The organism is Arcicella rosea, assembly GCF_040543805.1.
GTDB classification, from domain to species: Bacteria; Bacteroidota; Bacteroidia; order Cytophagales; family Spirosomataceae; genus Arcicella; species Arcicella rosea.
The window spans coordinates 27,340-48,083 of the sequence record NZ_JBEUMS010000026.1; the positions used below are offsets into that span (position 1 = coordinate 27,340).

Below are 20,744 nucleotides of genomic sequence, written 5' to 3' on the forward strand. Positions count from 1 at the left end.
AAAATATTTTATCAATGAAAATTTTTAAAAAAATATCTTTCTTAGCTATTCTGGCAATGTGTTTTGGTTGTTCTGACAAGGGAAAAAATGCTTTGTTTGAATTAATGAAGGAAGAAGATACAGGGATTTCGTTCAACAATAAAATTGAAAATACAGAGGAATTCAATATTTTCAATTATAGAAACTTTTATAATGGTGGCGGAGTAGCCGTTGGCGATATCAATAACGATGGTTTGCCTGATGTATTTTTTACTTCAAACATGGGAAGTAACAAGCTTTATTTGAACAAAGGAAATTTTAAATTTGAAGATATTTCTGCTAAAGCTGGTATTGAAGAAGCTGATAAATGGAATACTGGAGTTGTAATGGCTGACATCAATCATGATGGATTGTTAGATATTTATGTTTGCAATGCTGGAGTAAAGAAATATACCAAACAGCAAAAAAATGCCCTTTTTATCAATAATGGTAACCTTACTTTTACAGAATCTGCGGCAAAGTATGGCTTAGACGAAGGTGGTTACACTACGCATGCCGCTTTTTTCGACTATGATTTAGATGGCGATTTAGATTGCTACATTCTCAACAATAGTTTTATTCCTGTCAATACTTTGAACTATGCCAACAACCGTGATATGCGTGCGGAGGATTGGCCTGTGAAAGATTTCTTGAAAGGTGGCGGTGATAAATTAATGCGAAATGATGATGGACATTTTCATGATGTTTCTAAAGATACAGGAATTTATAGCAGTTTAATTGGCTTTGGTTTGGGTGTAACCATTGGTGATGCCAACAACGATAGTTATCCAGATATTTATGTTTCAAACGATTTCTATGAGAAAGATTACCTCTATATCAATCAGAAAAATGGTACTTTCAAAGAAGAAATTGAGCAACGTATGAAACACATCAGCTTGGCTTCGATGGGTGCAGATATGGCTGATGTTAATAACGACGGATTCCAAGAAATCATCACTACAGATATGCTTCCACGTGATGAGTACCGTCTAAAAACAACTTCTTCATTTGATAATCATTACGTTTTTAAACTGAAAAAAGACCGTGGTTTTTATAATCAGTTTCAGCAAAACAGCCTTCAACTCAATAATCAAGATGGTACTTTTAGTGAAATCGCCAATTATGCTGGCGTAGGAGGAAGTGACTGGAGTTGGGGAGCTTTGATGTTTGATGCTGACAATGACGGTTATAATGATATTTATGTGTGCAACGGAATTTATAATGACGTAATCGATCAAGATTTTATTGATTTCTTCGCCAATGAACTCATTCAAGGAATGCAAGCGAGTGGTGTGAAAGAAGATATTAATAAAATTATTCAAAAAATGCCTTCTGTCCCGATTCCTAATTACTTCTTTCATAATACCAAAACCTTAAAGTTTGAAGAAAAGGGAGAGGAATTTGGTTTGGCCACTCCTTCGTTTTCAAACGGCGCTACTTATGCTGATTTGGATAATGATGGTGATTTAGATTTGGTTGTGAATAATGTAAATATGCCATGTTTTGTCTATAAAAACAATGCTGACAAAAAGGTGGAGAAAAGTCATTTTATCAAACTGCATTTAAAAGGAGAAGGTAAAAATACTTTTGCAATTGGCGCAAAAGCAGATGTTTTTGCCAATGGAATGGTACAAACCCGTTCGGTAATTCCGTCAAGAGGTTTTCAGTCGAGTACGGAATATAATTTAACTTTTGGTTTGGGAAATGTTGCTAAAATTGATTCAATAAAAATTACTTGGGCAGATTTACGAGAAAGTATCATCAAAAATCCTAAAGCAGACCAATTACTTACTTGTTCAATCAAAGACGCACAAGTCGTAAAAACAAAATCAAAAACCATTTTTCTTAAAAGCTATTTTGAGGTAGTAAATAGCACATTCGATAAACATCAAGAAGATGAGTATGTTGATTTTTATCAAGAGAAAAATCTTCCTGCTTTACTATCCAAAGAAGGACCGAAAGCTGCTATTGGTGATGTAAATGGTGATGGATTAGAAGATGTTTATATCGCAGGAGCGAAAGACCAAGCTGGGCAATTGTATTTGCAAACGAATAATGGTTTCAAAAAATCAATTCAAAAAGTATTTAATGATTTTACTTATTTTGAAGAAACAGCTGTACTCTTTTTTGATGCCGATAAAGATGGAGACTTGGATTTGTACGTAGGAAGTGGTGGAAATGAAGTGCATTTTGGAGAAATAGAATTGATTGATAAATTATACTTGAATGATGGGAAAGGCAATTTTACCTTTAATTCAAAAGCAATTCCAAGAAATGCAACCAATACAGCCGTGATTGCCCCTTACGATTTTGATAATGATGGTGACCTTGATTTGTTTGTTGGAAGTAGAAGTTATGCGATGGAGTACGGAAAAAATCCACCAAGTTATTTTTATGAAAATGATGGTAAAGGTGAATTTAAAGACATTGCTCAACAAGTAAATCCAGAACTGACCGAATTAGGAATGATTCGTGATGCGTATTGGGAAGATGTGAATGGCGATAAAAAGAAAGAATTAATTGTTGTTGGAGATTGGATGTCGCCAGAGATTTTTACTTTAAAAGGGAAAAAGTTAGAGAAATTAAAAACTGGTTTGGAAGAATTTACAGGCTTTTGGGGAGCATTGAAAGTAACAGACATTGATAACGACGGCGACAATGATTTGATTTTAGGAAACATGGGCGAAAACTTTACGCTGAAAGCTTCAGTGGATGCTCCTTTGAAAATTTGGGTAAAAGATTTTGATAATAATGGCTCTATCGACAAAATTATGACCAAAAGTATTGAAGGGAAAGACAAACCAGTTTTCTTGAAAAGAGAAATGGCAGAGCAATTTCCAGCCTTGAAGAAACAAATTTTGAGACATTCAGAATATGCCAATAAAACGATTGAAGATTTATTTCCTAGTAATGTTTTAGAAGGAGCGTTGGTGAAAACGGTAAAAACTTGTAAATCTTCGGTGGCGATTAACGATGGAAAAGGGAATTTTACTTTAGTGAATTTACCAGAAGTAATCCAGCTTTCGTGTATTAATGCCATTGAATGCTTTGATGTAAATAATGATGGTTTGAAAGATATTATTTTGGGAGGGAATTATACAGGTTTTATTCCGCAATTGGGCATGATTGATGCTAGTCGTGGTAATGTTTTGATGAACAAAGGCAAAGGAAAATACAAGGTATTAACAAATCAAGAAAGCGGTTTTGTGACAAATGGAGAAGTAAAGCAAATCAGTCCAATCAAGATTCAGGGAAAAGTGAACTTCCTAACTTTGTTGAATAATGAAGTACCTAAAATATTTAAATTCAAATAGTTGCTACATTTTTAAATATAGAAATGATGAGAAAAAACGATAATAAAATTAACCTCACCCCCAACCCCTCTGTTGAGAGGGAAGATTCATTCAATTTTATGACTCCCCTCTCAACAGGAGAGGGCGGTCGTCGCTGCGGGTCGGGGGTGAGGTATTTAATCTTCCTCCTCTTCCTCTTCTTCACCTCCTGCAAAACCAAAGAGCCTGACACTTTTGAATTATTAAATGCTGAAAAAACAGGGATTGATTTTTCAAATGACCTAACGCCAACCAAAGATTTAAATATCTTTACTTATATGTATTTTTATAATGGCGGAGGCGTTGGTGCTGGCGATTTTAATAATGATGGATTGGTGGATTTGTGTTTTACAGCTAATCTGAAAGATAATAAAATCTACCTCAACCGTGGAGGCATGAAGTTTGAAGACATTACTGAAAAAGCAAATTTCAAAGGAGAAAAAGGCTGGTCGAATGGTGTTTCGGTTGTGGATATTAATCAAGATGGGAAATTAGATATTTACGTTAGTCAAGTAGGTGGTTTTGAAAGTTTGAAAGGACATAATTTACTCTTTGTTTGCAAAGAGATTAACAAAGAAGGTATTCCAGTTTATGAAGAAAAATCGAAAGAGTTCGGATTGGATTTGGTAGGCTTCGGAACACAAGCTACCTTTTTTGATTATGATTTGGATGGCGATTTGGATATGTTTCAACTCAATCATTCTGTACATCAAAATGGTACTTTTGGCGTAAGAAGTACTTTTCAAGGCACTTTTCATCCTTTGGCAGGCGATAAATTTTTCAGAAATGATGATGGGAAATTTATTGAAGTAGCCGAAAAAACAGGCATTAAAAGAGACGCTTTAGGCTATGGTTTGGGTGTTGGTGTTGGCGATGTTAACTTTGATGGCTATCCAGATATGTATATTGGGAACGATTTTCATGAAAATGATTACTTGTACATCAATCAACAAAATGGTACTTTTTTAGAAAGTATTGAAAAGTCGATGATGCACACTAGCCAGTTTTCGATGGGAATTGATGTTGCTGACATTAACAATGATATTTATCCAGAAATCATGTCTTTGGATATGTTACCTTTCGACCGTGAGATTTTGAAGCGTTCTGAAGGGGAAGATTCTTATAATATTTTTCAATACAAATTAAGCTACGGCTACAATTACCAATTTGCTAGAAACAATTTGCAGTTGAATAATGGGGATGGTACTTTCTCAGAAATGGCGATGTTTGCGGGCGTACACGCAACAGATTGGTCTTGGTCTCCTTTGTTTTTTGATTTTGAAAATGACGGTCGCAAAGATTTATTCATTTCAAATGGAATTCCGAAACGAATGAACGATATTGATTATATCAGTTTTGTTTCTGCTGAAGATATTCAGATGAAATTGGAAAGAAAAGAAATGGATGAAAGTGATATTTCATTGGTGGATAAATTGCCAGAAATAAAAATTCCCAATAAATTCTTTCAAAATAAATCAGACCTGCGTTTTGAAGACAAAGAGAAAAGTATTGCAAATAATCAAGATTCGTACTCAAATGGAGCTGTTTATGCGGATTTAGATAACGATGGTGATTTGGATATTGTCACCAATAATATCAATGAAAAAGCTTTCGTTTATGAAAATAAAGCCAATGAGTATGCGCCTGAAAATACCTTTCTTCGTTTGTATTTGAAAGGTTCAGAAAAGAATTTGAATGCGATTGGTGCAAAAGTATTGGTTTTCAAAAAAGATGGAGAAACGATTTCTTATGAAAAATTTCCGGTAAAAGCTTTTCAAGCAAGTATGGAAATTCCATTGACAATTGGTTTAGGAAATAAAGCCGAAGTAGATTCTATTTATTTGATTTGGCCAGATAGAACGTTTCAAAAAATAAAACTAAAAACGGATAAAGATTCTCTCTCTCTTACTTATCAGCAGCATTTGCCAATGTTTGACTATGAGCAATTCAAACATAAGACGAAGCCATTTTCTCAGTTTACTGATGTAGCAGAATCGTTAAATTTGGCTGTTTTACATCAGGAAAATGACTTTAATGAATTTGAGCGAGAAGCGTTGATCCCTCATAAAATGTCATCTGAAGGTCCTGCTCTAGCAGTTGCTGATATTAATCATGATGGTTTAGAAGATGTATTTTTAGGTTCTTCAAAAACCTCAATGCCTCGTTTATTTTTACAAAATCCGAACGGAAAATTCAGAGAAAGTAAACAAGTGGTTTTTCAGAAAGATAGTATTTATGAAGAAATTGATGCAAAATGGGTAGATGTAAATAATGATTCTCATCTTGATTTAGTAGTGGCAGAAGGAGGGAATGAGTATTTTGGCAAATCAAATTATCTTACACCAAGAATTTACTTGAACGATGGCAAAGGAAATTTGTCTGCCAAAGAAAATGCCTTTCAAAATATTTTTATATCAGCTTCTGCCATAGAAACGCTTGATTTTAATAAAGATGGGAAAATGGATTTGTTTATTACAAGTCGTTCTGTGCCATATTCTTACGGAAAAATTCCGTCATCATATCTTTTACAAAATGATGGAACAGGAAAATTTACAGACGTAACGGATAAGTATGCCAAAGATTTGAAGAATATTGGTTTGGTGAAAAATGCTATTTTACAAGATTTAGACAAAGATGGCGACCAAGATTTAATTTTAGCTTTAGAATGGGATGGAATCTGTGAAATGGAAAATCAACAAGGAAAATTTGTCAAAAAAATGCTGACAAAAGAAAAAGGTTGGTGGAATTTTGCAATGCCTTACGACTTTGATGGTGATGGTGATTTAGACATTTTAGCTGGAAATCTCGGACAAAATAGCAGAATCAAAGCTTCGGTAACAGAACCTGTTAGAATGTATGTAAGTGATTTTGATAAGAACGGCACAACCGACCAAGTACTGAGTTATTATTTGGGAGGAACAGAAGTAATGTTTGCCAACAAAGCCGAAACCCAAAAACAATTTCCATTTACCAAAAAGAAATTTCTTTTAGCGAAGGATTTTGCCAAAGCTCGTATAGTGGACATCGTGGGAGAAAACGAGTTAGCAAATGCTAATGTTTTTGAAGCCAATTACTTTGATAATGCCATTTTAGTAAACGATGGCAAAGGAAATTTTACCTTGCAATCACTTCCAGCAAAAGCGCAATTATCGCCATTTTACACTGCTCAAATCATCGATGCCAATGGAGATAAATTGCCAGATGTATTGATGTTAGGGAATTTTTATGACTGCAATATTCAGATGGGAAGATACGATGCCGATTACGGAACAGTATTGATAAACAAAGGGAAATGCCAGTTTGAAGTAACGAAATTGAATGGAATCAATATTAAAGGACAAACAAAACGCATCAGTAATATCAAAGTAGGCAATGAAACTTTAATGGTTATTGCCAGAAATAACGATAAATTGATGGTGTTGAAAAGGAATTAAAATAAAAATCCTGAGTTATGATTTAATTTCATAACTCAGGATTAAAAGCCGATAGCTTATAGCTATTATTCAAACATCAAATACAAAGTAACGCTATGCGCATTCAATCTTTGAATATCTCTAGCGTAGTTGTTCACACTTGGGGCAATGAACAAATTCGTTAATCCATGCGAAAACCTAAGCTCAGGTGTGAATTTAAAATACTTAAAGAATTGCTCAAAACCAATACCGTATTCTAAAGAAAGGTCACTTGTTCTGGTATCTAATTTTCGGGTATTATTGGCATTTTTACGAACATTGGTTTCTAATCCAATTTTTACACCAGCATCTACATACATTCTTGAATTTCCTCTTCTCATTGATTTATACTTCAATAAAATTGGTATTTCAAGCCAAGTCGATTCACGAAGCTCAGGTGGAAAATCAGGTGAATTCGTAAAACGATAATTCAACTGACGACCATACAGCGCAATATTAATCCCAGATTTCAAATCAAAACGGTCGTTCAATTTTAAATTGACCAAACCACCAACTTGAAATGAAAAATTACCGGGCGAAACAATTGTAATGGCAGTGTCGCCTGGTGCTTGAAAATTACTGCTATGATAAACGTTGAATCTTGATGAACCAAAACCAAACAAAAAGCCAAAATGAACTAGCTTATCATCGTAATATTCATCATAAATTCGCTTGTAATTATAATTTTGCGCATTAGCATCTATCGAAGTTCCGACAGAACAAATGCCAAAAAACAAACAAGAAAGAATTACTTTCTGCCGATGTAAATAGTACTTATTCCGAAAGTGAGTGGTAAGCATTGGGTTCTGTTAAAACCTGCACGTTCGAATACTTGAATAAAATCGTTTCCATCTGGAAATGCTTGTACAGAATCGTGTAAATATGTATAAGCAGAAGTATCTTTTGAAACAATTTTACCAACTACGGGCAAGATATATTTGAAATAAAAATTATATAGCTGTTTAAATGGAAATGCTGATGGCTTCGAGAATTCAAGGACAATACAAGTACCATCCTTTTTCATCACACGGCACATATCGGTTAATCCTTTTTCCAGATGCTCAAAGTTTCGTACTCCAAAACTAACGATAACAGCATCGAAAGTATTGTCTTCAAAGTTCAATCTTTCAGAATCACCTTTTTGTAATTCAATGATTGATTCTACGCCCAATTTCTTCATTTTCTCACGACCGAAACTCAACATTCCTTCTGAAATATCTACACCAACGATTTTTTCTGGTTTCAAAGCCAAAGCTTCAATCGCAAAATCTCCCGTTCCTGTGGCAATATCCAAAATCGTTTTTGGTTGGGCTTTTCTTAATAATTTCACAGCCTTTTTACGCCATAAAATATCAATACCACCGCTTAATAAATGATTCAAAAAATCATATTTCGGTGAAACATTATCAAACATTTGAGCAACCTGCTCTTTTTTGCTTGCATTTTGCTCTTTGTAAGGAACTACGCTCATTATGTTGTTGTACGGACAACCTTGTCCGTCGGAATAATTCTATCTTAATAATTTTACAAAATTACCATACTATCGTGAAATAACATCTTGTTTGAAAATATTGTTTCTATCATTAGGCAAAGCTTTTCAGAATAATTGGTATTATTACTAAAAAAAGAACAACGATGATACAACAAATTGGTCTTTACTTGATGTCATTTCTTTATACCATTGCAGGCATCAATCATTTTATAAAACCTAAATTTTACTTAGCAATTATGCCTCCATATATTCCTGCACATGGATTAATGGTTTTTTTGAGCGGATTGGCAGAAGTGATTTTAGGAGTAGCCTTACTTTTTCCAGCAACTCGTACTTATGCAGCTTGGGGAATAATTTTGTTATTGATAGCCGTTTTACCAGCCAATATTTTTATGATTACTTCTGGAAAATTTACAAGAATTCCAGAATGGATTTTATGGCTAAGAATTCCCTTGCAATTTTTGTTGATTTGGTGGGCTTATGTTTATACAAAGCTTCTCTAAATCATTTTCCCCGAAAAATGGTTCAAAATGTTTTCTCGATAAGTAACACCGATTGGTACAGAAAGGTCGCCTAATATTACTGTATTGCCGTCTAGTCCAGAAATAGCTTGAAGGGCAACGATGTATGATTTGTGAGTTCTGATAAATTGTGTTTTGGGTAAGTGGTCTTCCAAGTATTTGAAAGTCAATAAAACTACTATTTTCTCTTGTTGAATCGTATAAATTGTAACGTAATTTCCAGAACCTTCAATCATTAAAATATCCTCAAATTTTATTTTGATGTACTTTCCTTTATGTTCTGTTTTTACGAAAATAAAATCTTCGTTATTCGTATTAATACTTTTTTCGGGAGCTTTGATTACTTGACTTTTTTCAAGTTCAATTAATTTTTCTGCCTTTTGGGCTGCTTTTAAAAACTTTTCAAACGAAATTGGTTTCATTAGATAATCAATTACGTCATGTTGATAACCTTCTAAAGCATAATCTGAATATGCAGTAGCAAAAATTACTTTACTTTTCCCTTGAATTAATTTTACTAATTCCAAGCCCGATAGTTCAGGCATGTGTATGTCTGAAAAAACTAAATCAATATTTTGTTTTTGTATTAAAATGGCAGCTTCAACAGCAGAAGTAGTGGCTAAAACTACTTCTAAAAATGGAATACGGAGTGCATAGTTTTTAAGGGCTTCAACGCTAAAAGGTTCATCGTCAACAATCAGGCAGGTTATCATAGAGTCTGTGTATTATTTTGTGGAAAACTTATTTCATTTGAATGTATAACTCAGTTTGGTAATATTGGTTATCTTTTTCGATTTTTAAAGTATGCTGTGTACCATAAGTACTTCTCAATCGTCTTTTTACATTTTCTAAACCAATGCCACTAGAACGCTCTTTACCCAATAGAGAAATTTTATTGTTTACTTTAAAATCAATGTATTGATTTTTTTCAACCTTTAAATAAATCTTTAGCGGATTTTCAATTTCGTCAATTTTACCATGTTTAAAGGCATTTTCAACAAATGAAATCAACACTAAGGGCAAAATATTGATAGATTGAATCTCTCCTTCAACCTGAAAGTCTAGTTTCATCACTGGGTTTCTTAATCGTTGTAATTCGATATAATTATTCACATAATTCAATTCATTTTCTAGCGGAACGAGTTCTCCGACTTCATGATTTTGCATAGAATACCGCATCATGTCCGAAAGTAATTCAACTGCTTTAGTAGCTTTTTGATTTTCACCTTGGACGAGAGTGTATATATACCACAAAGAATTAAACAGAAAATGAGGATTAAATTGAGCTTTTAAGTTTTCTAGCTGAGAATTTTTTAATTCAATTTCTACTTTTTGAAGATTACTTTCTATGAGTAATTTTTTCTTTTTTTCATCCCCTAATTGGTCATAATAAGTAAAGCCAAGCGCTACAAAAAGCATATTGAAATACCAGAAAAGCCCGCTTCTAATATATTTTTCAAGAGGTAATGGATTACCACCTTTTAAAACGACTAAATAATCAGCATATCCAATCGTAATCAATTGAAAGAAGGGATAAGTCATGATGAACCATAATGCTAACTTCCAATGGTTTTTACCCAAATATTTTGGATATAGGTATAGTTTGCCAAAGTAAAAAAGTGCTGCCCACGTACATACTTGTAATGTCGCTGCAAGAATATCATAGATTGTGTAAGAGTCAAATCTCCAGACAAATTGCATAATTAAATACAATAGCCAAGATATTAAATGAATCCAAAAAGTGTGTTTAAAATCATTTTTCTCATTTATAATCAAACTTTTTTCTTGAATAGAATTTTTCATACGTCAGTACTTAGCCAAAGTTGACACTTAGAATACCTTAATTGATGTATTGTTTTTGTTTTTAATGACCATTATAAACAACTTTGTTAAACAGTGTTCATGTATAAAATATAAAAAATAATTTATGAAAGCTAATAAACTCCAAATATTAACAGTAAGAAAAAAAGTTCTAACAAATTTCATTAAAGGAATTGATTATGGTAAGTTAACTGACACTGAGACAGTTTTAACAACATCACTCTTTAATTTGTAACGCTTTAGTCTGTGAAAATATCGGATATTACAAATATAAAAAAATATTACTTACCAGAAGGTCAAACAGGATGCCTATTGTCTTTGTTGAATGAACCAGATTTTAAGAACGAAAGCAAAAAGAATGAACCTTTCTTCAAAAAAGAAATAAGAATTTTAACATCCCATATCCAAGAAGTAGAGTTTTCACATCAACCAAATCAATCTCATTTCCCAATTGAGGTAAATTTAAAAACAGGTGAACGAACTTACACTAACGAATTTAGCTGGAGCCGTGGGGATTTATCAGTTTTGGTACTTCTTTATAAAACGGATAGAGCTTTTGATGAAAACCTTAATAAATTCATTGCCGATACAGTCGGACAAATAGTTGCACGAAGAAAAAGTTTGGAATTAATTAATCGAAACCCTTTTATCAGACATGGTACAGCAGGAATTGCTCAGTGTTTCTTGACGCTTTTCAATTTATCAGATAAAGGCTTTTATAAAGATGCCTACGAATATTGGATAACTAAAACTTTAGAATTATTAGAGAATAAAACCCAAGAAAGTGATAGTAATAATATTTTAGACAGTTATCAAGGCATAGATTTAGTTTTAGAAACTTACAAAACTGGTAAAAATGAATGGAGTAGGCAGATATTGCTTTAGTTTATAGTTTAGTTAGAATGCACCCAAATACGACGACGGTTGTATTTAGTTTTAATAAAAAATCTTTGCAAAGAGAGGCGGAATCTGAAAAGCCTTAATAGAGTAAGAAAAAAGCCCCAACACAGTTTGGAGACCGAAGAAGGGGCAATAGTTTAATGTTTCACATAAAACCGTTTCAAAAGTATGAAAAATTTTAGTACCAACAAATTTTCGAGTATTTTACTCAGTGTAAGTATTGCTTGTTTACTGTATTCTTGTGATAAGAATGATAGTTTCGCACCAGAAGAAAAAAGCATTGAACCTGTTTTGATTGAGCAGGTTGATTATGACCCCAAACTGGAGGCTGTAGCCAAGGCTTTGGCAGCATCAATGGGTGAGGAGTCAGTGAGAACATTAATTAAAACCGAAGCATTAAAAAAGTTTGACGGAGATTATGATGTTCTTTATCAAAATATCGGTGAAAAAGCTGTTTCAGGTAAATCATTTTCTAGTATTATTGCTCAAAATGCTCAAAAAGTAAATATTGCGAGTAGAACAATGCCTTTTAATGAGTTAACATCTCAAATTCCTTTATTAAATATTTCAGTTCCTGTTAATATTGCTAAATGGAATACTAGTAGTTTTGAACCTTTGGTTGTTGTGACACCAAAAATTAAGGACGAAACTAAGCTTACTAGAGTAAAAGCATTTGATAAAGCGGGTAATATTCACTGGCTTGATGCAAAAAAAGCACCTAATTACCCTGTAGTAGTAGTTGGACAAAATGAACGTTTAGAAATTTCAAATACTGGTGAGTTTAAGGCTAAAAAAGGATTATTGTATAATTTTGATTCTGCAATATCACTAAATAGTACTGATGAATCTTTAGATGATGGCACAGGTGGTAACGGTGGAGGCGGTGGAAGTGGAGGAGGTCAATGTTCGGGTTCTATGCCGTACTCTACTGGTGTTTATTTGTTAGGTTACAACTCTGGAAATATTAGTGCAATAGAGTCATGGTTTAATGGAGACCCTGAAATTAGAATGACTTGTGCTTATACAAATCAAAGTAATAATTCGGTGAATATTTTTGGTCAGACGACTGGTAACCTGCATAATCCTGATCGTTCATGGGTTGACGCAAAGTGGTGGAATTTGAATGATTACCTTTTTTATTGGCAGTCATCAATTGGAGATGCTGTTAGTTTTGTTCTTTGGGAAGAGGATGCAGGAACTTTAATTAACTTTCCTGTTACAGTTAAAGGTAAATTTTTAGGTGTTGAATTCAATTCATCATTTACTGTTAATATTAGTGATGATAATGAATGGATTGGTTCATTTCCAGTTTACAGAGAAGATTTCTGTAGTGGAAAAACCTTTGGGAACAATAGCTTATATTTCAAGCTAGGATATTAATTTAAAATTAACTTAATAATGGGAGAGTAATTCTCCCATTATATTAAATCAACGTAAAAATGAAAAATCAATTAATTATGTTTGTTATTTTGTGCTTCACTTTCTTTGCTTGTCAAAAAGACGAAACGCCAATCATTAACAGTTTAGTAGGGAAATGGAATGTCACGGAATTACAATTCAGTGGATATACCCAAAAAGACTCAACGGTAAAAGCGACTAATTTATCTATTGAATTTGATGCTTGTGATGCCGATAAAAATAATACAACAACGTCTGGTTGTAGTGTTTTCATTACAGAAAATGGAGTAAGGACACAATTGGTCTATCAAGTTCAAGCAAGTAAAGACGCTGGAAATACTGTATATTTGAATGGAATAGGAAGTTCTAATGTTACGAATACTCCTGCTTATCAGCAAGTATTACAAAAATGGAGCAATGGTTATGATATACTAGAGTCGGGTGATAATAAACTGGTTATCAAACGTAAATATAATTGTTCGCAATCTAATGGCGTTAATCAATGCGACTACATGAAAGTAACAGCTAGTCGCTAAGAAAAGTACAATTACATATCATGAGAAACTACTCTAAACTACTATTAGCCTTATCTATGATTCCCCTCCTTTCCTGCAAAGACGACACCATCAAACTCTTAGAAGATATGTCTGGTACTTGGAAAGTAGATGAAATAGTCTATTCAAAAGTCGGACAGACGGCTCTAGATTCTGTGGTGAAATATCCCAACAGTATTTTCCAATTGAACGAATGTGAAGATTACAAAGCAAAAGTTTGTAATGGTTTTTATAATCTTCAAGGAAATGAGAAAGTCAACATACAGTATAATGCCTCCTCTTCTTTCAATGAAGCTTCGATTTTTGTGAATGAAACAACTCGTCCAAAAATTGATTTGAATGGTTCTTATAAAGTATTCTTGGATGGTAATTCAATGATCTTAAAAGGTCCTCAAACCAGTCCAACTTACCAAGGCAAAACCATCGAACTACGTCTTAAAAAATAGCACATGAAACAATTTCTACTTTTTACTTTCTTCATCATCATAGCCTATACTTCTCAATCTCAGAAAATCACGATTAGTGGTTATGTCAGAGAGCAAGGAAGTAAAGAATCTTTAGCCAATGTTGCTGTAGCAATTCCCAACCTAAAAATTGGAACGCAAACCAATAACTATGGTTTTTACTCTCTGACGATTTCTAATGCTGAAAACCTCGAATTGGTGTTCTCGATGCTGGGTTATCAGTCTGAAAAAAGAAATGTTACGGCAAATAATAGTAAACAAATTGATATTGAGCTAAAGATTAAATCAACCGATTTAAAAGAAGTAATTGTCAATGCCGAACGTCAAGCGTATATAAGTGAAAGCGAGCAAATGAGTGTAGTTTCTGTACCTATCAAACAGATTAAAGATATTCCTGCTTTATTGGGTGAAAAAGATGTACTAAAAGTACTTCAACTGATGCCTGGCGTTCAGAAAGGGCGAGAGGGTTCGGCAGGATTGTATGTGCGTGGTGGTGGTCCCGACCAAAATTTATTGATTCTCGACGATGCCGTTGTGTATAACGCCAATCACTTGTTTGGCTTTTTTTCGGTTTTTAATGGCGATGCCCTAAAAAGTGTTGAAATGACAAAAGGTGGTTTTCCTGCTCGTTTTGGTGGGAGACTTTCGTCTGTCATAGAAATGCAAATGAAGGAAGGAAATAAAGAGAAAATTCATGGCGAAGCAGGAATTGGTTTATTATCAAGCAGAGTAACCTTAGAAGGTCCTTTGAAAAAGAATGTGTCTTCATTTTTATTTTCTGCTCGTCGTTCCTATGCTGATGCTGTATTAAAACCAATTGCTGGAGGAGATTTCCCAACCATGTATTTCTATGATTTAAACATGAAAGTAAACTACGATTTTGGACAAAAAAATAAACTCTATTTAAGTGGATACTTCGGTCGTGATGTTTTTGATTTTCAGGAAAATAGTAAAGTACGTGATTCTCAAGAAAGAAATGGCTTTAATTGGGGAAATGCTACTACTACTTTACGTTGGAATCATCTATTCAATCAAAAGTTATTTAGCAATACTTCGCTTATTTTTACCAATTATAATTTTAAGGTTTATAATGAAGAAACTACCGACAAAGGTTTTTATTCTTTAGCTTACTCGTCTGGTATCAGAGATTTCACGCTGAAATCAGATATTGATTTTTTGCCTTCTTCACAACATGCCATCCGAACAGGATTTTTGCTTACTGCTCATCGTTTTACACCAAGTGCATTGATATTAGTTGATGCTAGAACAGATACCTCAGGCATTAAAAAAAATGCTACTGATGCCTTAGAAACAGCTTTATATGCAGAGGATGTTTGGCATGTAAATGAAAAAATTACAGTTAATGCAGGACTTCGCCTCAGTAATTTTAACGTTAATTCAAAGAAGTACTTCAATCTTGAACCTCGTTTTTCGGGTGCTTATCGTTTACCTAATCATTTAGCTATCAAAGCGTCTTATGCCCGAATGAACCAATATATTCATTTACTTTCAAATTCTGGGTTGGGTTTACCAACAGATTTATGGGTTTCTGCCACGGATAAAATTCCACCGCAAACTTCTCAACAAGTTGCGGTAGGTTTAGCAAAAGATTTTCCAGATAAAAATCTGTCTTTGACCGTTGAGACTTATTATAAAAAAATGGATAATATCATCGGCTATAAAGAAGGTGCAAGTTTTTTATTGTTGGAATTTGGACCTGATGCACAAAAGACAAGCGAGGTTGATTGGCAAGAAAATGTTACTTCTGGTAAAGGAAAAGCCTACGGAATGGAAATAATGTTACAAAGAAAAGTTGGGCGATTAAAAGGCTGGGTTGGTTATACACTTTCATGGATAAAACATCAGTTTGCTGAAATAAATGATGGAAAAGAGTTTGCTCCACGCTATGACCGTCGCCATGATTTATCCATAGTAAGTACTTATCAACTAAAACCAAAAATTACACTTTCAGCTACTTGGGTGTATGGTACTGGAAATCGGTTGACCATTCCTTTGGCGAGTTCTCGTTTGGTTGGGCATACAAACGTCGATAATTCTGTTAATACCCAAGTAAGTTATTACGGAGAAAGAAATTCCTTTCAGGCAGCTGCTTATCATCGTTTGGATTTAGGTGTTCAATTTCATAAACAAAAGAAAAGAGGCGAGCGTACTTGGGAAGTAAGTATTTACAATGCGTATAACCGTGTGAATCCTTTTTATTATGACAGTGGTCAGGTTTATAATGCAAGTTCAGGTACTTACGAAAATAAACTTTATAGAAAAGGATTATTCCCCGTTGTTCCATCTGTCAGCTATAGCTTTAAATTCTAAATCATGAAAATTCAATATTTATTACTCGTTGTTATTGTACTTTTTTTCACAAGTTGTAATGATGATTTGCTTACTGTGGTAGAAGATGTCGATAATATTCCATCAAGTACAGCACCCACAATTGAGGCATTTATTTGTCCGCAAGATACTGTTCATTCTGTTCGATTGAATTATACAAGACCAATCGTCGGCACAAGTAAGTATGAAGAATGGCTGGCAAACGTAAACAAAGCCACCGTTACTATTTCTAATGGTACACAAACGGCTACTTTTGATAAACCGCTAAATTATGCAAACAGTGTTTTTTTGTTGAATGCCAAAAAATTTAAGATTGAAGCGGGCAAAACTTATACCTTAAAAGTAATTACTTACGATGGACAACAAGCGGAAGCCACCTGCACCATTCCTTTAAATAATGTAGATTTGAAAAAAATTACCGTTAAAGAAACAGGTACTTCTTCTGTGTATGGTGATAAAAATTATAACGTTAGTTGGGATGATATTCCAAATGAAGCAAATTATTATAGCATTTTTGTGTTTTCAAAAACCATCAATACAAGCCCTACTGGTGTAGTGAATGTTTACGCAACTTCCGAATATCCAGAACATTCCATTACTGATGAAAACAACGACGGTAAAAGGTTGACTTCAACCAAAAGTTTTTACCTTTCGAAAAGACAAAACCTCTATGGTGGAGACTACAGAGTTTGGGAAATCCAAGTATTAAATACCGATATTCATTATTACCGTTATCATAAAGATTTAGAGGAGAATGCACTTTCACAAGATAATCCTTTTGTTGAACCTATTAGTATTTACTCCAACATCAAAGGTGGTTTTGGTATTTTTGCTGGTTATAATCGTACAAGTGGAATTTACTGAAAGCTTTTATTTATCAATGATTTATCTTAATTTTATTGTAAATAGTTTCCAATCAAAAAACTTTCAAAATCATGATAAACAGTATTTTAACTTCAGACCTAAGCCTAATTTTATGGCAACTCTTTAATGTAATTTTATTAGGACTTTTCCTTTTCTTCATTGGAAGGTTTTTTTTGAAATCCATTAGAAAATAATACTCTCATTAGCATTGTATTTCAACATCAGTAATACCCAAGGCTATGACAAACGTGAACAAAAAAATATATTTTGTACTCTGCGGATATGCAATCTGTGTTTTATTAAGGATTGCTGTTGGTCTTTACTTCAATGATAGGGAAATAGATATTTTGCTCAATCAATTTAGTTGGCTTACAACTATTTTGTTTTTTATAACGATAATTTATGTCGGAAAAAATACCATAAATACGAAAAACGCTAAGTAAAGAGGCTTTTTTACGGAATTTTAAAGTTGTCACCCCAAATGACAACTTTTTTTGTGCTTTAAATTGAAACAGTATGCTTGCAGAATAAATTTAATGTTATTACTTTTACGCTTTATTGTATGCAAGCATAACAAGACACAAAGCCATTAACCATGAATAAGCAATATTCTCGTCGCAATCTTGATTTTATGTTGAAAGAAGTTCTGCAAGTGGCAGAACTTACTAAGTTTTCATCCTTTCAGGATTATACACCTGATATGTTCGACATGGTTTTGGATACTACCGAAGAAATTGCTGATAAAATCCTCAGAAATGCTTATGTCTCGTCTGACAGAAACCAACCTCAATTAGTTAATGGTCAAGTAAAAGTACATTCTGCTGTAAAAGATTATGTAAAAGCCATGGGCGATGCAGGAATGATTGCTGCAACCTTTGCTTATGAAAATGGCGGGCAACAATTACCTACTGTAGTCAACGCAGCAAGTGAAATGATTAGAGGTTCTGCCAATAATGCTTTCGTAATGTTTACAGGCTTAACGGCAGGTTGTGCAAATTTGATTTTTTCTTTTGGTTCGGACGAATTAAAAGAAAAATATGCCCAAAGAATGGTCACTGGCGAATGGACGGGCTCTATGTGTTTAACAGAACCACAGGCTGGTAGTTCGCTTTCGGATGTTATTACCACCGCTTTCCCACAAAGTGACGGTACTTTTAAGATTAAAGGTCAGAAAGTATTTATCTCTGCTGGCGATCATGACATTGCTGATAACATTATTCATTTAGTATTGGCAAGAATTGAAGGTGCGCCACTTGGTACTAAAGGTATTTCTTTATTTGTTGTTCCTAAATTCAGAGCAAATGCCAATGGCACTGAATTTAATGTAGATAACGATGTGATTTCTACGGGAATATATCATAAAATGGGGCAAAAAGCTACGCCCGCTATGCACTTAACCTTCGGTGATAAAGATAATGCAATCGGATATTTAGTCGGAGAAGCCAACAAAGGACTTAGCTACATGTTTCAGATGATGAATGAAGCACGTTTAGGCGTTGGCATGGGCGGAACTTACATTGCTTCTGCCGCATATTATGCTTCGTTGGAGTATGCGAAGGAACGTCCGCAAGGAAGGAAGCTAAACAATAAAAATTTAGAAGAAGAACAGACGTACATCATTAACCATCCCGATGTAAAAAGAATGTTGTTGTTTCAAAAAGCCGTTGTTGAAGGCTCTTTGGGACTTTTATTAGAATGTTATCACTGGCAAGACATGATTCATGGGCTTGGGAAAGCCTCAGAAGAAGCTAAACCTTACCAATTAATGCTTGATTTGATGACAACCGTGGCAAAAACTTACCCAGCCGAAATGGGTATCAAAGCAGTGAATGAAGGCTTGCAAGTTTTTGGCGGTTATGGTTACACAGAAGACTTTCCATTAGAACAAATGGCTCGTGATGTCAGAATTATGTCTATCTACGAAGGTACAACGGGCATACATTCTTTGAATTTGTTAGGTAGGGGAGTAACATTGAACAATGGCAAAGCACCACAGTTACTTTTCAATGAAATAATGAAGAGTATAGAGCTGGCAAATACTTTTGATGAACTAAAACCTTATGCTGAAAAGCTTGAAAAGGAGCTAGGACGTTTGCAAAAAGTAACGATGCACTTGTTAAGTATTGCTGCCAAAGGAGATAATGAGGCTTTTTTAGCAGATGCAAACCTTTACATGGAGTTTTTCGGGATTACTACCGTAGCATGGATATGGCTCAAACAAGCAATTGTAGCTAAACAAGCATTAATTACCCAAAATCTTGAAGAAAGTGAATCGTCATTTTATGAATCTAAAATTCATACGATGAAATTCTTCTACCATTATGAATTAATCAAAAATTATGCTTTAGCAACCAGATTAACAGATAATACTTTACTAACTGTCGATTCGGAAAAGCATATCGTTTTTCAATAACATTAAATTACACATACATCAAAACAAACGCATATCCCTGCTTTTTTAAGTGGGGATTTTTTTATGCACTCTTTCAATGAAGCAATTGGTGTTTTTATGAAAGCAAAGACTAATTACGGTCAATCAAATGATAATTACATTAAAACAATAATATAGTATTGTCTAGCAAAATGAAATTACAATCAAACAGCAATAAGGTACAGTTAAGCAATATTAAATTACAGTTGAACTTCTATAAGGTACAATAAAGTAAACACCAATTAAATCTAAGCAATTAGAAAGGACAGTTAAGCAAAAACTAATAATATATAAACATTATTAAAGTACTACAAATCAATGAATAATTACATTAAAGCAATAGATGGGTATATTTAAGCAGAACGTAATTATATTAAAACAATATACAGGTTCATAAAAGCAAAGAGTAATTACATGAAAGCAATTAGTAGGTTTATTCAAGAAATAAGTAATTACGATAAAGCAAAAGTAAAGTCATAATCCCTAAGGGATGATAGGATTATAGCAATAATAAGAAAGATGTTTGTAAAACCATGAAAGGGTGGCATAAACAAATTCTATGCTATTAAAATTAATTTTCAACAATTCATAAATCGTTATTGTATCACCCCTTCGGGGTTTTGTTTTAGCTGAAATGGCTTATCTATAATTCTGACATCCCTTCGGGATTTTGTTTTCTTCATGAATAATCCCGAAGGGATGTCAGAATTATAGAAAATAATATAAACGTTATTTACAAAACCCTGAAAGGGTGACACAAACGCATTTCAATGCCATGGAAATTGATTTTGAACATTAAAAATTTGGTTAAATAATTCATGAATTATTATTGTATCACCCCTTTGGGGTTTTGTTTTTGCGGAATGACTTATCTATAATCCTGACATCCCTTCGGGATTTTGTTTTCTTCATAAACAATCCCGAAGGATGATAGGATTATAGAAAATAATAAAACGTTATTTACAAAACCCTGAAAGGGTGACACAAACGCATTTCAATGCAATGGAAGTTGATTTTGAACATTAAAAATTTGGCAAAACAATTCATAAATCGTTATTGTATCACCCCTTTGGGGTTTTGTTTTTGCGGAATGACTTATCTATAATCCTGACATCCCTTCGGGATTTTGTTTTCTTCATAAACAATCC

The 20,744-nt window shown here is 33.7% G+C and carries 14 protein-coding genes; 10 read left to right on the top strand and 4 right to left on the bottom strand.

Going from position 1 to position 20,744, the window contains the following annotated elements:
• The first annotated feature begins 14 nt into the window (after positions 1-14).
• On the top strand, positions 15-3,332 hold the full coding sequence (locus ABID42_RS23275) for a VCBS repeat-containing protein (protein WP_367285704.1): 3,318 nt from the start codon (positions 15-17) through the stop codon (positions 3,330-3,332).
• A gap of 98 nt (positions 3,333-3,430) precedes the next feature.
• Entirely contained in the window at positions 3,431-6,784 is a 3,354-nt protein-coding gene (locus tag ABID42_RS23280; protein ID WP_367285705.1) for a VCBS repeat-containing protein, read from the top strand.
• Positions 6,785-6,849: 65 nt separating this feature from the next.
• Here the strand turns inward: ABID42_RS23280 and porT are convergent, their stop codons facing one another.
• Both porT and ubiE read right to left on the bottom strand, forming a co-directional pair.
• Positions 6,850-7,602: a type IX secretion/gliding motility protein PorT/SprT gene (gene porT, locus ABID42_RS23285; protein WP_367285706.1), complete on the bottom strand. Its 753-nt coding sequence runs from the start codon at positions 7,600-7,602 to the stop codon at positions 6,850-6,852.
• A complete protein-coding gene (gene ubiE, locus ABID42_RS23290) occupies positions 7,551-8,273 on the bottom strand; it encodes a bifunctional demethylmenaquinone methyltransferase/2-methoxy-6-polyprenyl-1,4-benzoquinol methylase UbiE (protein ID WP_367285707.1) in 723 nt (240 codons plus the stop codon). Before ubiE ends, porT begins: the two co-directional genes overlap by 52 nt.
• Before the next feature lie 164 nt (positions 8,274-8,437).
• On the opposite strand from ubiE, the gene ABID42_RS23295 reads away from it, so the two are divergent.
• On the top strand, positions 8,438-8,797 hold the full coding sequence (locus ABID42_RS23295; RefSeq protein WP_435521492.1) for a DoxX family protein: 360 nt from the start codon (positions 8,438-8,440) through the stop codon (positions 8,795-8,797).
• Here the strand turns inward: ABID42_RS23295 and ABID42_RS23300 are convergent.
• A complete protein-coding gene (locus ABID42_RS23300) occupies positions 8,794-9,528 on the bottom strand; it encodes a LytR/AlgR family response regulator transcription factor (RefSeq protein ID WP_367285708.1) in 735 nt (244 codons plus the stop codon). The two genes, ABID42_RS23295 and ABID42_RS23300, sit on opposite strands and share 4 nt — an antisense overlap.
• A gap of 28 nt (positions 9,529-9,556) precedes the next feature.
• A complete protein-coding gene (locus tag ABID42_RS23305) occupies positions 9,557-10,516 on the bottom strand; it encodes a sensor histidine kinase (RefSeq protein ID WP_367285709.1) in 960 nt (319 codons plus the stop codon).
• 366 nt (positions 10,517-10,882) lie between these two features.
• On the opposite strand from ABID42_RS23305, the gene ABID42_RS23310 reads away from it, so the two are divergent.
• From ABID42_RS23310 to ABID42_RS23340, 7 genes are all read left to right on the top strand, one after another.
• Complete coding sequence (locus ABID42_RS23310; RefSeq protein WP_367285710.1) at positions 10,883-11,521, top strand: lanthionine synthetase LanC family protein; 639 nt, start codon at positions 10,883-10,885, stop codon at positions 11,519-11,521.
• 183 nt (positions 11,522-11,704) lie between these two features.
• Positions 11,705-12,916 carry a DUF3103 family protein gene (locus tag ABID42_RS23315; RefSeq protein WP_367285711.1) on the top strand — a complete coding sequence of 404 codons (1,212 nt, stop codon included), beginning with the start codon at positions 11,705-11,707 and terminating at the stop codon, positions 12,914-12,916.
• Positions 12,917-12,975: 59 nt separating this feature from the next.
• On the top strand, positions 12,976-13,470 hold the full coding sequence (locus tag ABID42_RS23320; protein WP_367285712.1) for a hypothetical protein: 495 nt from the start codon (positions 12,976-12,978) through the stop codon (positions 13,468-13,470).
• A gap of 20 nt (positions 13,471-13,490) precedes the next feature.
• Complete coding sequence (locus tag ABID42_RS23325) at positions 13,491-13,934, top strand: hypothetical protein (RefSeq protein WP_367285713.1); 444 nt, start codon at positions 13,491-13,493, stop codon at positions 13,932-13,934.
• Positions 13,935-13,937: 3 nt separating this feature from the next.
• Positions 13,938-16,283, top strand: a complete 2,346-nt coding sequence (locus tag ABID42_RS23330; protein ID WP_367285714.1) for a TonB-dependent receptor — start codon at positions 13,938-13,940, stop codon at positions 16,281-16,283.
• A gap of 3 nt (positions 16,284-16,286) precedes the next feature.
• On the top strand, positions 16,287-17,165 hold the full coding sequence (locus ABID42_RS23335; protein ID WP_367285715.1) for a DUF4249 domain-containing protein: 879 nt from the start codon (positions 16,287-16,289) through the stop codon (positions 17,163-17,165).
• Between the two features lie 595 nt (positions 17,166-17,760).
• Positions 17,761-19,578, top strand: a complete 1,818-nt coding sequence (locus tag ABID42_RS23340) for an acyl-CoA dehydrogenase family protein (RefSeq protein WP_367285716.1) — start codon at positions 17,761-17,763, stop codon at positions 19,576-19,578.
• The last annotated feature ends 1,166 nt before the right edge of the window (positions 19,579-20,744 follow it).

Excerpts from the sequence above, each read along its gene's own strand:
- ABID42_RS23340 (WP_367285716.1), top strand. The coding sequence starts at position 17,761 with ATGAATAAGCAATATTCTCGTCGCAATCTTGATTTTATGTTGAAAGAA.
- ABID42_RS23325 (WP_367285713.1), top strand. The coding sequence starts at position 13,491 with ATGAGAAACTACTCTAAACTACTATTAGCCTTATCTATGATTCCCCTC.
- ABID42_RS23320 (WP_367285712.1), top strand. The coding sequence starts at position 12,976 with ATGAAAAATCAATTAATTATGTTTGTTATTTTGTGCTTCACTTTCTTT.
- porT (WP_367285706.1), bottom strand. The coding sequence starts at position 7,602 with ATGCTTACCACTCACTTTCGGAATAAGTACTATTTACATCGGCAGAAA.
- ABID42_RS23300 (WP_367285708.1), bottom strand. The coding sequence starts at position 9,528 with ATGATAACCTGCCTGATTGTTGACGATGAACCTTTTAGCGTTGAAGCC.
- ABID42_RS23335 (WP_367285715.1), top strand. The coding sequence starts at position 16,287 with ATGAAAATTCAATATTTATTACTCGTTGTTATTGTACTTTTTTTCACA.
- ABID42_RS23295 (WP_435521492.1), top strand. The coding sequence starts at position 8,438 with ATGATACAACAAATTGGTCTTTACTTGATGTCATTTCTTTATACCATT.
- ABID42_RS23275 (WP_367285704.1), top strand. The coding sequence starts at position 15 with ATGAAAATTTTTAAAAAAATATCTTTCTTAGCTATTCTGGCAATGTGT.
- ABID42_RS23305 (WP_367285709.1), bottom strand. The coding sequence starts at position 10,516 with ATGCAATTTGTCTGGAGATTTGACTCTTACACAATCTATGATATTCTT.
- ABID42_RS23280 (WP_367285705.1), top strand. The coding sequence starts at position 3,431 with ATGACTCCCCTCTCAACAGGAGAGGGCGGTCGTCGCTGCGGGTCGGGG.
- ABID42_RS23315 (WP_367285711.1), top strand. The coding sequence starts at position 11,705 with ATGAAAAATTTTAGTACCAACAAATTTTCGAGTATTTTACTCAGTGTA.
- ubiE (WP_367285707.1), bottom strand. The coding sequence starts at position 8,273 with ATGAGCGTAGTTCCTTACAAAGAGCAAAATGCAAGCAAAAAAGAGCAG.
- ABID42_RS23330 (WP_367285714.1), top strand. The coding sequence starts at position 13,938 with ATGAAACAATTTCTACTTTTTACTTTCTTCATCATCATAGCCTATACT.